This window comes from Nocardia nova NBRC 15556 (assembly GCF_001613005.1).
GTDB lineage: Bacteria > Actinomycetota > Actinomycetes > Mycobacteriales > Mycobacteriaceae > Nocardia > Nocardia nova.
Map to the genome: position 1 here is coordinate 93,591 of NZ_BDBN01000002.1, position 16,004 is coordinate 109,594.

Genomic DNA, 16,004 nt, shown 5'->3' on the forward strand with positions numbered 1-16,004 from the left:
CCGAGGCGCACGATATTTCAACGAGGAAGCATATGACCGCACTGCATCGCACCAGCTCCGACCGGTCCGCGGATATCGCCGCGATCGCGCTGCGCGCCACGCTCGGACCGATGCTCATTGCACACGGCTGGAACAAGATCGCCGGCCCCGGCGGCATCGAGGGCACGACACGCTGGTTCGGCTCCCTCGGCCTGCGACCGGCCGCCGTACACGCCCGGACGGCCGCAGCCGGGGAGATCGCCGCGGGCACGGGACTCGTTCTCGGACTGGCTAATCCGCTGCCGGCGGCGGCGACGGTCGGCCTCATGTCGGTCGCCGCCGCGACCGATCATCGGGGCAAAGGATTCTTCGTATTCAAAGGCGGATGGGAATACGTCGGCGTGGTTGCCGGGACGGCGGTCGCGCTTGCCGGCTTGGGTCACGGCAGGTTCTCCATCGACGGGCTCCGCGGACGCCGGCGTAGCGGGCTGCGGTCCGCCGTGGCAGCTGCGGCGCTGGGCTCCGCGGCGGCCGGAGCGCTGCTGACGCTGTGCTACCGACCCGCACCGCCGGACAACGCAGCAGCTGACGTCGCCGCGGCAGATTCCTGAGCCGAACCAGGTCGCCTCCGGACCACTTCTCGACACTGCCCAATTTTTAGTAAGATAATTGCGTTCATCTTGCTGATAAACGCGGAGGGTTGAGTTAGTCTGTGCCGGTGTTCAAGGCCAAACTCGGTGTCCGAGGCCAAATTCTGTCGATCGCATTGGTGCCGAGCTTGGCGCTGTTACTCGTCGGGATGTGGGTGGCCGCCTCGCTTCTGATACAGGGTCGCCACGCCGAAAACTGGGCAGCAGAGATCGACCGGAATACCGCGCCCGGTATGGAGTTCGCCGTCCAAGCGCAGGACGAACGACGACTGACACTGCTCGAGATCGGCGGCGACACGCAGCACGCCGGCGAGCTCACGGCCCAGCGAGCGCGCGTGGACGGCGCGATCCAGACGATCATCGCCGCCGGTCAGCGCATCAGCAGCATGGACGGCAGCTTCGACGGCGCCCTGGACGCGGCCCGATCGCTCACCTCCCAGCTACCGACTGTTCGCCAGCGCGCCGATGCCGGAACATTGTCCGCCGACGAGGCGTACTCCTATTTCAACCGTCTCACCCAGGTGGCGGCGGGTGGAATGGAACTGCTGACCAGAGCGGCACCGACTTCGGAGACAGCGGCCGAGGAATCCAACGCGGCCAGGCTCTTTCACGCCGCCGAGGCGATGTCGAAAGGCAATGCGCTCGCCGCGGCCGCAGTCATCGGCAATGGCCTGTCGGCCGAACAGCTCCTCGAATACAGCCGCCAGATCGGCTTCTACCGAAGCGAGATCGCCAATCTCGAACCGCAGCTCAACCCCGGGGCGCAAGCAACCTTACGGACTCTGACCAAGAGCGATCCGTGGCGACGGCTCGCGACGATGGAGGACGCCCTCATACAACGCGGCGTCTCCCAGCAATCGCCGTCGGCAACCAGCGCCAAGGCCCATGACACGAGCGAGCCCGCTCCGCTTCCCCTGAGCGTGGCCGACTGGCAAGATGCGGCCGCGCAGGTCGGCAATACGCTGATCGACCTGTGGCAGAACCAGAACCACTACGCCCTGCGGTCGGCGACCGATCACGGCAAAGTCACCGCCCGCAATTCGCTGCTGGGCGGCGGGGCGGTACTGGTGATCTCCGTGGTCGCCTTCCTGATCGCGGCCGGGCTGGCGACCCGCACCATCCGGCGCCTGCGCCGGCTACGCCAGGAAACGCTCGCGCTCGCCGACGACCAACTCCCCCGGATCACCGAACAGCTCCATACGGGCCGCACGGTCGACCTCGACACCGACATCTTGCGGCTCGATTTCGGCACCGACGAGGTGGGTCAGGTCGCCGAGGCGTTCAACCGCGCGCAGATGGCGGCGGTCACCGCGGCAGTCTCGGAGGCCAGAACCCGGACGGCGGTCAACGCGCTGTTCCTCAATATCGCCTATCGCAGCCAGCTGGTGATCCACCGCCAGCTGGAAGTGCTCGACCAAGCCGAACGCGAGCTCGAAGATCCCGTCCAGTTGGAGCTGCTGTTCAAACTCGACCACCTGGCCACCCGGGAGCGGCGTAACGCGGAGAATCTCATCATTCTGGGCGGGGGTCAGCCCGGCCGCCAGTGGCGCAACCCGGTCCCGTTACTCGACCTGGTACGCAGCGCGGTCGCCGAAACCGAGGACTACGCCCGCGTGCAGGTCGGCCGTGTCCCCGACGGATCGGTGGCCGGCACCGCCGTCGCCGACCTCGTCCACCTGCTGGCTGAGCTGATGGACAATGCGACGTCCTTCTCCCCGCCCGGATCCACAGTCGAGGTCACCGGCAATGTCGTGGGTAAGGGCATCCTGGTCGAGGTCTCCGACCAAGGTCTGGGCATGGCGGCCGACGACCTCCAGCGGACTAACGAAACCCTCTCCAACCCACCGGATTTCAGTGTGACGAGCCTGTCGGATGATTCTCGGCTCGGACTGTTCGTGGTCGCACTGCTGGCGGCCAGGCACAACATCTCGGTGCGCCTGGCCGAATCGCACTACGGCGGCATTCGAGCCATCGTGGTCATCCCGTCCCAGCTGATCGCCACCGAGGCGGCGCACAACGATCATCGGCCGACCGGCCCGGTCGCGCCGCCCATCGCAGCCGGGCATGGTGATACCTGGGCCGCCGTTCCTGCGGGACCGGCCGCGACCGCCCGGGCCGATCTCGCACCGTCCCCTCAGGTACCAGCGCGCCGCCCGGCGTCCCCGGATCAATACACCGCCGCGGCCTACCCGGCGCCGGATCCCGGTCCCGGACCGAGCCCGGTGTCGCCGTCGTTCCACGATCCGTCCCCCGCCCGTCCGCACGGCGCCGACAAGCCGCCGCTGCCGCGCCGACGCCGCCAGCAGAGCCTGGCGCCGGAATTGGCCCAGGCACCGGCCCCGTCCACCTCGCGCGCCGCCGACCCGCCGCCGCGCCCGCGGTCCGCCGATCAAGCACGAAATCTGATGTCGGCCATCGAGAACGGCACGCGCCAAGGCCGCCGGCGGCGCCCCGACACCGCCCCCTACGAACCCGAAGGCTCCCAATGACGACGCCCACCCGCAACCTCGACTGGCTCCTCGACGACCTCGTCGCGCACATTCCCGGCGTCCGCCACGCCGTGGTGCTGTCCACCGACGGTCTACTGCTCGGCCGCTCCACCGTCATGCCGGTCGAGGACGCCGAGCACTTCGCCGCGATGGCCGCGACACTGCACGGCCTGGCGCGCAGCGCCGGGCACCGCTTCACCGGTGGCACTGTCCGACAAACCGTCATCGAGCTCGACCATGCCGTCATGTTCGCCACGGCGGCGGGGCCCAATGCCTGTCTGGCGTTGCTCACCGACGAGACTGCCAACATGGGCATGGTCGCCTACGAGATCAACCAGACCGTGCACCGGGTGGGCACCTTTCTTTCCGCCGCACCCCGCCGGGGCTTCGGCCGCATGGGCGACCCGAGCTCGTGACCGGTCCGCGCGCCTCGTGGTACGAGGACGAGGCCGGACCCCTCGTACGTTCTTATGCACTAACGCGCGGACGCACCCGCAGTCCACGAGCGGACCTGGACATGATCACCCTCGTCCTGGCGGTCGACACCACGGCCGACCTGCGTCGACGCGAACCCGAATATCGCGACATCATGCGTCTGTGCCAGGCACCACAGTCGGTTGCCGAAGTCTCTGCCGCCCTGTGTCTTCCGCTGATGGTGACGAAGATCCTGCTCAGCGATCTGCTCGCCGACGGCCACCTCATCTGCCGGTCGGTGTCCCCCGTGACCGACACCGGAGTCCACAACCTCGACCTTCTGCGAACGGTATTGGATGGCATCCGCAACCTTTGACCCCGACGAACGGCCCGCCCTGGCCGCCTCGGTGAAGATCCTCGTCGCCGGCGGTTTCGGTGTCGGCAAGACCACCATGGTCGGTGCCGTCAGCGAGATCGTCCCATTGCGCACCGAGGAAGTCGTCACCGAACTCTCGCGCGATATCGACGATCTGTCCGGGGTCGAGTCGAAAACGACCACGACCGTCGCCATGGACTTCGGTCGCATCACCATCTCCCCCGAGTTGGTGCTCTACGTATTCGGCACGCCCGGGCAGGACCGGTTCTGGTTCATGTGGGACGAACTGGCCCTCGGCGCCCTCGGGGCGGTCGTGCTGGCCGATACCCGACGGCTCGACAGCAGTTTCGCCGCCGTCGACTTCTTCGAGCGTCGCGGTTTGCCGTTCGTCGTCGGTGTCAACTGCTTCGACGGCGCACCTCGCTACACGACCGAGGATGTCCGCGATGCCCTCGACCTCGCCGACCATGTGCCTGTCATGCTGTGCGACGCACGCCGTCGCGAGTCCGCCAAGGCCATGCTCATCACGTTGATGGAGTACCTCATCGGCGGGACCGCGCGGGCCACCGGGGCCCCGGCCCCGCACGCCCCTCTGGCATTCGACCGGACCACCGGCACCCTGTGAGGGCCGGCGGTCCCGTGGCTCAGCGCGTGGATTCCCCGGCGATTATTCGCCCCGACTGCCGGTCGTTGCGCTGAGAACCAGGCTCACCAGCTGCGAGCGCGAGGGCACCGGCCGGACCGAATGCAGGTGCCGGTGCCAATACGGGCTGTTGGCTCCCGGCATCGGCAACTCCAACGTCCCGGTGTCCAGCGCGGTCACCCCCGCCTGTCGCAAACCGCGGCGTTCCGCTTCCGCGACCGGCCGGTCGGGTGTGGCAAACACCAACCATTGACCGGGCCGGTACTCGAACACCGGGACGGTCCACCCTTTCGACCGCGCCGCCGACTCGATCGTCCCGCCGATCTCCGAGGGCATGTCCAGCGCACAGACCTGACGGCCCAGTTCGATCATCAGCCGCATGGCACCGGTCCACACCGAGGGGGACCACCGGGTGGTCCAGATTGTCGCCACGTCCACGTGAGTACACCGCCTGTCGGTTTCGGCTCGTCGACGCGCGGCACATGTCGCGGCGGCTCCTGCGCGCACCGCCCGCGAGCCGACAGCCCTGTACGATATAGTACAATAGGTTGACTCAATAAACCGTATAGACTAGTCGCGAACCATATCCGGACGATCCGCAGATAGCCTGCTGACGTACCGAAGTTGTTGCGACACAGGGAATGTGAGGACCTCGCACCATGGCCTTCGTAGTGACGCAGAGATGCTGCAATGATGCGAGCTGCTTGTCGGAGTGCCCGGTCGACTGCATCCGGCCGCGGCCCGAGGACCCGGATTTCGCCACCGCGGAAATGCTCTACATCGACCCGCAGACCTGTATCGACTGTGGCGCATGCGCCGATGCGTGCCCAGTCGACGCGATCTTTTCCGAGGACGAGCTGCCCGAGGGCCTGCAACGTTACACCGACATCAACGCCGGCTACTTCGAGCGGCACCCGCTGGACGCGAAGATGATCCAGCCGGCGCCCCCCGGCCGGGTCGCCAAGGAACTCGGCACCCTGCGCGTGGCGATCGTCGGTGCGGGACCGGCCGCGGCCTATGCCGCCGAGGAGCTGATGCGCCGCGCCGACGCCGAGGTGGAGGTGATCGACCGGTTACCCTCGCCACACGGACTGGTGCGAGCCGGTGTCGCCCCCGACCACGCGGGAACCAAGGCGATCACCACGACGTTCGAGGCCGCGGCCCGCCACGCCAGCTTCCGCTATCTGCTCAATGTCGAAGTCGGCGAACACATTTCGCATGCCGAATTGATGGATCACCACCATGCGGTGATCTACGCGGTGGGAGCATCGGCCGACCGCAGTCTCGGCATCCCCGGCGAATCGCTGCCCGGCAGCCATTCCGCGGGCGAGTTCGTGGCCTGGTACAACGGCCATCCCGACTACGCCGATCGCGTCTTCGACCTGTCGGGTGAGCGCGCTGTCATCGTCGGGAACGGCAATGTGGCACTCGATATCGCGCGCGTGCTCACACTCGACCCCGAGGAGCTCGCCCGCACCGATATCGCCGACCACGCCCTGGCAGCCCTGCGTGACAGTACGATCCGCGAGGTGGTTCTGCTGGGCCGTCGCGGCCCGGTCCAGGCAGCCTACACCTCGCCGGAATTTCTTGCCCTGCAACGGTTGCCAGGCGTCGATGTGATCATCGACGAATCCGAGCTCAAACTCGATTCGGCCAGCCAGGCCGTCCTCGACGATCCCGGCACCGAGCCGTCGACCCTGCTCAAGGTCGAGCTGGCCCGGGAGTACTCGCAGCAGGCACAGCACCCCGGTCACAAACGGATCGTGTTCCGGTACCTGACCTCACCGGTGGAGATCCTCGGGACCGATCGGGTCGACGGGCTTACGATCGTGCGCAACGAGTTGGCCGAATCCGGCGGCGAGCTGACCCCCCGGCCGACCGATTGTACCGAGACGATCGCGACCTCGCTGGTGCTGCGCTCGGTCGGGTATCGCGGGCAGCCCGTACCGGACCTGCCCTTCGACGAGTCTCGGCATATCGTGCCGAACGAACGGGGCCGGGTGGTCACCGCCGAGGGCGACCCCGTGACCGGCGTCTACGTGACCGGCTGGATCAAACGCGGGCCGCGCGGAGTGATCGGCACGAACAAGGCGTGTGCCCAGGAGACGGTGGCCGGTCTGCTGGACGACTTCGCCGCCGGCATGCTGCCCGCACCCCGCCACGACCGCCGGGCCCTGCATGCCCTGCTGGCAGAGCGCCGCCCAGAACTGGTCGACGGCACCGGTTGGCGCGCCATCGACGCCGCGGAACGCGAACTCGGCAAGCAGCAAGGCCGCCCCCGGGTCAAATTCGTCTCGGTGGCCGAGATGCTGGCCGCATCACGCAGGCACTGACCACTCGACGCACTTCGAATAAAATTATTCAACTATTTTTCGCATCCTGACCCGGAAACCACGATCAGTTCAATCATCTATCGGATAGCATCAAATCCCTGGCAGAGGCACGTCCGTGCCGCATCTGTCCATCCGCCCCGGCTGCACGGGGTCGCCAGGATCACGATTGGAGATTGAAGTGCACTGTCCACGGACCCCCGGGCGCATCGCAGCGCCACTGATGATCGCCGCGGCCCTCGCGGTGGCTACCGCGTGTAGCTCGTCGTCGACGTCGGATTCGACCCCCTCGGCCGAGCCGATCGCAGGTTCACCGAACAAAGCCGCCGGCTCGCCGGTCACCATCGGCTTCATCAGCGAGGGAAAATCGCCGGCGATCGACAACACCGACGAGATCAAGGGGGCCCGCGCGGCGGTGGCCTACGCCAACGACTATCTCGGCGGTCTCGGCGGCCATCCGATCACGCTCAAGGTGTGCGAGAGCCTCGGCCAGCCCGCGACCGCGACCGATTGCGCGAATCAGATGGTGGCGGCCGACGTGGCGGCTGTGGTCGAAGGTGTCGAAGGTCAGATCGATGCGACGATAGCGCCTCTGGCCGCGGCCAAAATCCCGTTGGTCACCCACACCGCGAGCACTCAGGCGGCGTTGCAGACGCCAGGGGTGTTCATGCTTTTGAACGGGCTGTCCTACTTCGGGACGCCCGCCGCACAGGCCAAGGCCGACGGCGTGAAGAAGGCCGACCTCGTCGTCATCGGCGTGCCGGCCGCGGAGGGGCCCGCCCGCCAGATCGGCGCGCTGCTCTACGGCAACGCCGGCGTGGGCCTGAACGTGACAGCGGTGCCTCCGGGCACCGCCGATATGACCCCGCAGATCGCCGCCGCCGATGGCGAACATCCCGACCTCTACACCGTCGTCGGCAACGACACCTTCTGCACCAGCGCCCTCAAGGCGATCAAGACCGTCGACCCGAGCGTGAAGACCACCATCATCGACCGCTGCATCACGCCGGGAGGCGCGAGCGCCATCCCCGGCGGGTACCAGGACATCAACGTGGTCACCACCACCGACCTCAGCAAGGACCGGCCCGACGGCAAACTCTTCGCGAGCGTCCTGGGCAAATACGGCGACGGCGCGAAATTCGGCTCCACCGCGGCCTTCGGCTACTCGCCGATGTTGGGCATGGTCGATGCGCTGAATGCCGCCAAGATTTCGGAACCAACCCCTGCGACCGTGACCAGCACTCTGCAATCGGCGCCGGCGACGGAATACCCGCTCTCGGGCGGCGTCATGTTCCAGTGCAACGGTAAGCAGATCGCATTGTCGCCGAATATCTGCAGCACCGACGGCATCATGGCTACCGCCGACAAGGCCGGAACCCTGTCGAACTACCGCCGCGTCGCCGCGGACGCCAAGCTGTATTCGATGCCCGGCCGCTGACCACCTTCGGCGAACACGACTTCGGCCGCCTCCGAATCCGGAGGCGGCCGAACTATTTCCGGTTGCGCTTACGCCGGCGCGGTCCCCATCTCGCCGAGGTAGGCGGCCTCGATCCGGTCGGGATCGTCGATCAACTCCGTGGCCGGTCCTCGCAGCCGGACATCACCGTGCACCAGCACGATCGCCTCGTCGGCAACCTCGAGCGCCAGCCGCACATGTTGCTCCACCAGAATCACCACCGCCGAGGTTTCCTCGGCCACGCGGCGCACCACGGGGAGCAGATTCTCGACGATCACCGGCGCCAATCCCATGCTCATCTCGTCGATCAGCAGTACCGCGGGGTTCTGCGCTAGCGCCCGGGCCACCGCGAGCATCTGCTGCTCGCCTCCGGACAGCGCGCCCGCGGCCACGTTCAGCCGTTTCGCCAAGGCCGGGAATATCTCCAGGCACGCGTCGACGCCGGGTCCACCGCGCCGGTGCGCAAGCTGCAGATTCTGTGCCACCGTCAAGGTGGTGAACAGGTCCCGGCAGTCGGGTACCAGGGCCAGTCCGGCCCGGTTGGCGGCGGCGGGCTTCCCACTGGGCAGCGCGGTGCCGCCGACGCGGACCTCCCCGCCCAGGCGCGGCAGCAGACCGGCCATCGTCTCCATCATCGTGGTCTTGCCGGCGCCGTTCGGGCCGAGGACGGCCAGCACCGTCCCGGCGTCCAGGCGCAGTCCGATATCGCGGACCACGGCGACCGAACCATGCCCGGCGACCAGTCCGCTGCATTCGAATGCCGGTGCGGCAGAAGTAGTTTCAGTCATCAGATCGCCAATCCACTGGTGTGCGCGCTGCCCAGGTAAGCTTGTGCGACGACGCGGTCGGTGCGGATGTCCTCGGCCCCGCCCGAGGCGATGACCTTGCCGAAGTCGAGCACATGGATGCGGTCGCAGAGCCCGAGTACCAATCCCATGTCGTGATCGACCATGACGATGGTGACCCCGCTGTCGCGGACGTCGCGAAGACGATCGCCCAGCCACTGGCTCTCATTGGTGTCCAGCCCGCCGGCCGGTTCGTCGAGCAACAGCACATCCGGCGATCCGACCAGAGCTCGCGCGATCGACACCAGCTGGCGCTGCCCTTGGGACAGCTCACCCGCCAGGCGGGCGCGCACCTCTGAAAGACCGAGCAGATCCAGTACGCGGCTCAGCTTCTGATCGTCACCGCCGCCACGGTGCCGGCCCGCGGTCAATCCGACGCGCACGTTCTCCTGCACATCCAGGTCGTCGTATAGTTCGACGGCCTGGAAGGTCCGGCCCAAACCGGCGCGGATGCGCTGGTGCGGGGGCAGCGCGTCGATATTCTCGGTGCCCAGCAGCACCGCGCCCTTGTGATCGGCAAAGCCGCTGATCGCGTCGATCAGCGTGGTCTTGCCGGCGCCGTTGGGTCCGATGAGCCCCACGATCGCACCGCGGGGAATCGACAGGCAGATGTCGTCGATCGCGACCACGCCGCCGTAATGCACCGACACGTCACGCAATTCCAGAGCCGTGGGCGCGCCGGAATCGTTCGCCATGACCGGCCCGGCCGCCCGCGGTGGCACGGAACCGACTGCGGCCCCGGCCTTCTCGCCCCCTGCGTGGCCCCATCGGCGGGCCACGAGCGTGTGGAAGGGCCCGACGATTCCGTCCGGATTGAGGATCACGGTGAAGATCAGCAGGATGCTGGCCACCACCGGATACCAGCCGTGTGCGGAGAAGACTTCGTCGACGACGATGAACACCAGGCCGTTGGCCGCCAGCACGCCCGCGAGCAGGCCACCGGCGACCGATGTCGTCCCCGCCAAGTACACGGTGCCGAACAGCACGAGGCTGTTCAATGCCGAGAACGCGTCGAAGGTGACGGTCTGCTCCTGATAGGCCAGCATCGCACCGCCGATTCCGGCGATGAACGCCGCTATGGCGAAGGCGATGATCTTGACGCGCACCACGCTGACCCCCGCGGCCGCGGCGGCGCGTTCGTTGGCCCGCACGGCCAGCATCTGCGACCCCAGCGAACTCCTGCGCAGATATGCCACGCCGAGCGCGACCACTACGAGCACGACCAGGCACAGGAACGCGAAACTCAACCGCGGATACCCGTGCCCGGAACCGATTCCCAGATCCCAGCCGAACAACGAGGGCGAGCCGATCGCGACGCCCGACGAACCGACCAGATCCACATTCCGGAACCAGAGTGCTTCCACCGCATAGGCCATGGCCAGTGTCGCCACCGCCACGGTGAGTCCGCGGATGCGCAGCGCCGGCAGGCCGACCAGCACGCCGAGCGCGGTGGCCACGAGCGCGGCGCACAGCGGGGCGAGCGGGAACGGAATATGCCACGAGGTGCTGATCGGGCCGAGGATGAATCCGGCGACACCGGCGATCGTCAACTGCGCCAGCGACACCTGGCCCGCATAGCCGGTGACGACCACGGTCGACAACGCGATGATCGCCATGATCAGACTGATGATCAGGCCGGTGCGGTAGCGGTCGTGCAGAACCACCAGCGCCACCGCGGCGACCACCACCATCAGCATGGTCGTCGGCAGGATGCGCCGGGGTCTCGGCGCTTTGCCAAGACTTCGCAGAATGATCGCCCCCCGCGCCGGGAGCGGCCGCGATCTGATGAGGAGTACGACCAGAATCAATACCAGCGGCACCAACTCGGGAAGCCCACTCGAGGGCAGCGCGGAATGTTTGGAGGCGAGATACTGCGCCTCCGATTGCAGGGCGCCGACCGCCAGTCCGGCGATCACCGCCACCACGACGTATTCGAAGCGGGCGACCACGGCCGCGGCCAGCGCCGGCACGATGAACAGCGTGTAGGCAACGGGCACCAACGGCACGATCGGGGCGATCAGGATGCCGGAGAGCCCGGCCACGGCCGAGCTGAGCATCCAGTTGTAGACCGCGACGCGATCGGGTGAGATACCGCTGACGTAGGCGCCGCGCTCGGTCTCGGCGCAGGCGCGGGTGGCCAGGCCGAACTTCGTGTACTTGAAGATCAGCGACAACACGATCGCGAGGACCAGGATCGCGACCGCGAAATACAGCCGATCCGCCGAGATCCGCAGATCGCCGTTGCGCCAGATGGTCGCCGGGAATATCGGGTCCACATTGATCGGATCGGTGCCGAGTTCGACGGCCACCAGACCGGCGGGCACCAGCGAGACTCCGAGCGCGGCCACCGCGCGGGCGACAGCGGGCGCGGACCGCAGCGGCCGGAAGATCACTACGTACAGCACCGCACCCAGCACCGCGGCGAGCACGATGGACAGCAGCAGTGCCGGCCACATCGCCAGCCCGTCACCGAATGTGATCGATGTCGGCAGACCGGGCACCAGCAGCAAGAATTTGCCCTCGCGCAGGTAGGCGTAGACATAGGCCGTGTAGAGCGCTATCGCGCCGGAGGCGAAGTTCACCACACCCGAGCTGCGATAGGTCAGGACAACGGCCAGGGCCAGGGCCCCGAATACCGCGCCGTTGCCCAGACCGAGCAACAGAAACACCACATGTTGAGTCATTCCAGAACGATCCTCCGGGGCACTGTCGAGCCGGCGCGGATGATGCTTGATGGTCCGGCCGCAGGTCACGGTATCATCGAATAGGTAGATGATTGATCGTTTTGAGCTATATTGTGCGGGGCGATCAAGCCGGGGTGACACCCGATCGCCGTAGTGTCACGCGGTAGGTGTAGTGCTCGGGCAGAAATTGGCTCACCGACAATTCCACCGCCGCGCCGCCGGCATCGGAGTACAGCCGGTCCACGCGCAACATCGGATGTCCGGGTGCGCAGCCGAGTTCGGCGGCGGTCGCCGGGGTGGCCGCGGCCACCGTGATCGATTGCGCGGCCTCGACGATCGGGCTGTTCAGGTGCGGTTCCAGCAGTCCGATCACGGTGTAGGGACTGGATGCGCCGTCGGCCAGCTCGGGCGCCGCGGCCACCGAGCGGGCGATCGGCTCGGGTAGATGCACGGTCGTGCACACGAACGGCACTCCGTCGTGCAGGCGGACGAAGACCACCGTGTACACCACATCGGTGTCGAGCCGGAGCCGGCTGGCCGCCTCGATGTCGACCCGGCGACGCAGCCCCGACCGCACCTGCATGGTGGTGTCCGACGACAACTGCATGAGGTCTTCGATCGAACCGAACTGCCGCAGATACCGCTGTTCGGCGCCGGTGGCGAAGGTACCGCGCCCGGCCACCCGGTACACCTCCCCCGCCGCGACCAGATCCTGGAACGCGCGGCGCACGGTGTGGCGGCTGACCCGATGTCGCTGTGCCAGTTCCATTTCGGTCGGCAGTGCCACTCCACCGGCGTAGCGGCCGGCCGCGAGTTCCGCCCGCAGACTGCGCGCCACCGCCCGGTACGCCGGTTCCGACTCCACCCTGTCCCGCCTCATGGGAAACAGATCCTACGGACCGCCGACGGCTCAGATACCGCCGCGCGCGACGAGCTGACCGGCGATGACATTGCGCTGGATCTCGTTGGTGCCCTCGCCGACAATCATCAGCGGGGCGTCGCGGAAGTAGCGCTCGGCGTCGTATTCGGTCGAGTACCCGTATCCGCCGTGAATGCGCACCGCGTTCAACGCGATGTCCATGGCGACCTCGGAGGCGAACAACTTGGCCATTCCCGCTTCCATATCGCAGCGCTCCCCGCGGTCGAACTGTTCGGCCGCATAGCGAGTCAGTTGCCGCGCCGCGGTCAGTTTGGTCGCCATATCCGCCAGATAGTTGCCGATCGACTGGTGCTTCCAGATCGGCTTACCGAAGCTCTCCCGATCCTGGGAGTAGGCCAGCGCATCCTCGAGCGCCGCCGCGGCCACGCCCAGCGCCCGCGAGGCGACCTGGATGCGGCCCGTCTCGAGCCCCTTCATCATCTGCGCGAATCCCTGACCGGGCGCACCGCCGAGGATCGCCGACACCGGCGCACGATAGTTGTCGAACGACAGCTCGCAGCTCTCCACGCCCTTGTAGCCGAGCTTGGGCAGATCGCGCGAAACGGTCAGGCCGGGACCGTGCTCCACCAGGACGATCGAGATACCCGAATGCCGTGGTACCGCCGCCGGATCGGTCTTGCACAGCAGCGCGATCAGCCCGGACCGGCGCGCGTTGCTGATCCAGGTCTTGGCTCCGGTGATGACCAGCTCGTCGCCGTCGCGTCTGGCCTGGGTGGTCATCGCCTGCAGGTCCGAGCCGCCGCCCGGTTCGGTCAGCGCCATCGTCGCGCGCAGCTCACCGGTGGCCATCCGTGGCAGGTAGGCCTGCCGTTGTGCGTCGGTGCCGAAGAGGGTCAGTAGTTTCGCGACCACGGTATGTCCGCCCATCGCCCCGGCCAGGCTCATCCAGCCACGCGCCAATTCCTCGGTGACCTGGACGTAGCAGGGCATCGACACCGGAGTGCCGCCATATTCCTCGGGCACCGCCAAGCCGTAGATGCCGATCCGCTTCATCTGCTCGATCCACTCCTCCGGATAGCGGTTGGCGTGCTCGAACTCCTGTACCTTCGGCTTGACCTCCCGGTCGATGAAGGCCCGGACGGTCTCGACGAGCAAGACCTCCTCACTGTTCAGCCATCCGTGGTTCACGTCGTCTCCTCCAGGCCGTGGACAATTTGTACGGCCATTTTTCGAAATGTTGGTTCGCCCGCTGAGCATACGCCGTGCCGAAAGTTCGACAGGCGCCAGTTGCATTGCTAACGTGCCGATCTACTGCCCGGCAGCGCAAGTCAGCCCCGGGTCAAATGTCCATACATTCACCACCCATCGTAGGAGCACGTCTATGCCGTCAAAGCAGAATCCGGTCCGACGGCGCGCCGTACTGGTCGTCCCGGGCGCAGCCGAACACAGGATCGTCAAGGCGCTGCACGCCGGTGCCGACGAGGTGGTCATCGACCTGGAGGATGCGGTCGCCGTCGACGCCAAGGAATCGGCGCGCGAGCTCGTCGCGAATCTGCTACGCGGAATCGAACGCGACCCGGCGCGCTCGGTCGCGGTGCGGGTGAACGGGTTCACGACCGCGTGGGCCGCCGACGATCTGCGCGCGCTCGCCGCGACGAGCACCGTGGACAGCATCGTGATTCCCAAGGTCGAGGACTCCGCGACGCTCGAGCGCGCACACGCGCTGCTCGACGGCCATCCGGCGAGCCTGCAGGCGCTGATCGAAACACCGCGTGGCGTGCTGGCGGCCGACGACATCTGCCGGACCACCGCTCCCCTGGCCGCCGTCGTGATCGGATACGCCGACCTCGGCGCCGCACTGGGCCGCAGCGCGGACCTGCCGCCCGGGCGATGGGCGGCCATCCAGGATCGCATCCTGCTGGCGGCGCGGGCCAACGACGTCGCGGCGATCGACGGACCACATCTCGCCGTCACCGACGACGACGATTTCCGCAGCCGCGTCCGGTGGGCGCACGAAGCCGGATTCGACGGCAAATGGGTTCTGCATCCCGCCCAGATTGTTACGGCCACAGCACAATTCACTCCCAACCAGGATGCGGTCGAACACGCCCGCGCCGTCCTCGCCGCGCTCGACGAGGCCACCCGAGCCGGCGCCGGGGTAGCCCGGCTCGGCGACCGCATGCTGGACGAGGCCGTCGCGATCGCCGCCCGGCGGGTGCTGACACGAATCGGAGGACAACAGTGATGACGACACCCGGCGACGGGCCCTACTTCGACGACCTGCGGGTCGGCCAGATCTTCGACGACGCGCCCTCGATCACGCTGACCGATGGCCTGTCGGCCGCACACCAGGCCATCGCGGGCGATCGCCTGCGGCTGGCACTGGACCGGCACCTGTCCACCGCGGTCACCGGCGCGGCGCTCGCCCACCCTGCCCTGGTCTGGGATGTCGCCATCGGCCAATCCACGATCGTGACCCGGCGAGTGAAAGCCAACCTGTTCTACCGCGGGCTGAATTTCCATCGCTTCCCCGCCCTCGGCGATACGCTGCGCACCCGGACCGAGGTCGTCGGACTCCGGCAGAACTCCGCCAAACCCGGCCGCCGTCCCACCGGCATGGCCGCGCTGCGGATCACCTGCACCGACCATCTGGAACGCACGGTGCTCGATTTTCACCGCTGTGCGATGCTGCCGCTGAGCGAGAATCCGGATCCCGCCAGGGTCGTGCCCGACGACGACCTGTCGCGCATCGGCATCGACACGGAGCCGGCACGGACCACACCCCCGCCGTGGGATCTGCGCGCCTTCCGTGCGGCTGTGCCGGGCACCCACTTCGATCCGGCGCTGGCCGGGCAGATCCGGCACTCGAGCGGTGATGTCGTCTCGAACGCGCCCGAATTCGCTCGCCTGAGCCTGAATATCGCTGCGACACACCATGATTACCGGGTCGGTGAACAGGGTCGGCTCGTCTACGGCGGGCACGCCATCGGCATCGCACTGGCACAGGCCACTCGTGCGTTGCCCAACCTCGTCACGGTGCTGGGCTGGCATTCGTGTGATCACACCGGTCCTGTGCACGAGGGTGACACCCTGTCCAGCGAGCTCACCGTGGACAGCGCCACGGCGCTGGGCGACGACGGTGGCGTATTGCAGCTGCGCTCGCGCGTGTTCGCCCACAACACCGCCACCACGGACCGGCAGGTGCTGGACTGGCGCTTCACCGCACTGCTGGCATGAATCAAATCTGACATGGCATAA

The 16,004-nt window shown here is 67.4% G+C and carries 14 protein-coding genes; 9 read left to right on the forward strand and 5 right to left on the reverse strand.

The window, feature by feature from the left end:
- The first annotated feature begins 32 nt into the window (after window positions 1–32).
- The 5 genes from NN2_RS01510 (at window position 33) to NN2_RS01530 (ending at window position 4,533) form a co-directional block, all read left to right on the forward strand.
- On the forward strand, window positions 33–590 hold the full coding sequence (locus NN2_RS01510; RefSeq protein WP_063009609.1) for a DoxX family protein: 558 nt from the start codon (window positions 33–35) through the stop codon (window positions 588–590).
- A gap of 107 nt (window positions 591–697) precedes the next feature.
- Window positions 698–3,118 (forward strand): sensor histidine kinase, encoded by a 2,421-nt coding sequence (locus tag NN2_RS01515; RefSeq protein WP_245658493.1) that lies wholly within the window; start codon window positions 698–700, stop codon window positions 3,116–3,118.
- Window positions 3,115–3,534, forward strand: coding sequence for a roadblock/LC7 domain-containing protein (locus NN2_RS01520; protein ID WP_063009613.1), 420 nt, complete (start codon window positions 3,115–3,117; stop codon window positions 3,532–3,534). The genes NN2_RS01515 and NN2_RS01520 overlap by 4 nt, the downstream gene beginning before the upstream one ends.
- Entirely contained in the window at window positions 3,531–3,908 is a 378-nt protein-coding gene (locus NN2_RS01525; RefSeq protein ID WP_063009615.1) for a DUF742 domain-containing protein, read from the forward strand. The genes NN2_RS01520 and NN2_RS01525 overlap by 4 nt, the downstream gene beginning before the upstream one ends.
- Window positions 3,889–4,533, forward strand: coding sequence for a GTP-binding protein (locus tag NN2_RS01530; protein WP_063009617.1), 645 nt, complete (start codon window positions 3,889–3,891; stop codon window positions 4,531–4,533). The genes NN2_RS01525 and NN2_RS01530 overlap by 20 nt, the downstream gene beginning before the upstream one ends.
- A 42-nt stretch (window positions 4,534–4,575) precedes the next feature.
- Here NN2_RS01530 and NN2_RS01535 read toward each other — a convergent pair whose 3' ends face one another.
- A complete protein-coding gene (locus NN2_RS01535; RefSeq protein ID WP_146098727.1) occupies window positions 4,576–4,983 on the reverse strand; it encodes a hypothetical protein in 408 nt (135 codons plus the stop codon).
- Between the two features lie 227 nt (window positions 4,984–5,210).
- Here NN2_RS01535 and NN2_RS01540 point away from each other — a divergent pair, with 227 nt between their 5' ends.
- Together NN2_RS01540 and NN2_RS01545 are read left to right on the forward strand one after the other, a co-directional pair.
- Window positions 5,211–6,884, forward strand: coding sequence for an FAD-dependent oxidoreductase (locus NN2_RS01540; protein ID WP_063009621.1), 1,674 nt, complete (start codon window positions 5,211–5,213; stop codon window positions 6,882–6,884).
- Between the two features lie 178 nt (window positions 6,885–7,062).
- On the forward strand, window positions 7,063–8,319 hold the full coding sequence (locus tag NN2_RS01545; RefSeq protein ID WP_146100902.1) for an ABC transporter substrate-binding protein: 1,257 nt from the start codon (window positions 7,063–7,065) through the stop codon (window positions 8,317–8,319).
- A 68-nt stretch (window positions 8,320–8,387) separates the two neighbouring features.
- Here the strand turns inward: NN2_RS01545 and NN2_RS01550 are convergent, their stop codons facing one another.
- Genes NN2_RS01550 through NN2_RS01565 form a run of 4 tightly spaced genes read right to left on the reverse strand, consistent with a single transcriptional unit; the run spans window position 8,388 to window position 13,934 of the window.
- Window positions 8,388–9,125, reverse strand: a complete 738-nt coding sequence (locus NN2_RS01550) for an ABC transporter ATP-binding protein (protein ID WP_063009625.1) — start codon at window positions 9,123–9,125, stop codon at window positions 8,388–8,390.
- Entirely contained in the window at window positions 9,125–12,007 is a 2,883-nt protein-coding gene (locus NN2_RS01555) for a branched-chain amino acid ABC transporter permease/ATP-binding protein (protein ID WP_245658495.1), read from the reverse strand. The genes NN2_RS01550 and NN2_RS01555 overlap by 1 nt, the downstream gene beginning before the upstream one ends.
- Entirely contained in the window at window positions 11,991–12,746 is a 756-nt protein-coding gene (locus NN2_RS01560; protein WP_063009627.1) for a GntR family transcriptional regulator, read from the reverse strand. The genes NN2_RS01555 and NN2_RS01560 overlap by 17 nt, the downstream gene beginning before the upstream one ends.
- Before the next feature lie 30 nt (window positions 12,747–12,776).
- Entirely contained in the window at window positions 12,777–13,934 is a 1,158-nt protein-coding gene (locus NN2_RS01565) for an acyl-CoA dehydrogenase family protein (RefSeq protein ID WP_063009629.1), read from the reverse strand.
- Window positions 13,935–14,127: 193 nt separating this feature from the next.
- On the opposite strand from NN2_RS01565, the gene NN2_RS01570 reads away from it, so the two are divergent.
- Together NN2_RS01570 and NN2_RS01575 are read left to right on the forward strand one after the other, a co-directional pair.
- Window positions 14,128–14,991, forward strand: a complete 864-nt coding sequence (locus NN2_RS01570; protein ID WP_063009631.1) for an HpcH/HpaI aldolase/citrate lyase family protein — start codon at window positions 14,128–14,130, stop codon at window positions 14,989–14,991.
- Window positions 14,991–15,983: a MaoC family dehydratase gene (locus tag NN2_RS01575; RefSeq protein WP_063009633.1), complete on the forward strand. Its 993-nt coding sequence runs from the start codon at window positions 14,991–14,993 to the stop codon at window positions 15,981–15,983. Before NN2_RS01570 ends, NN2_RS01575 begins: the two co-directional genes overlap by 1 nt.
- The last annotated feature ends 21 nt before the right edge of the window (window positions 15,984–16,004 follow it).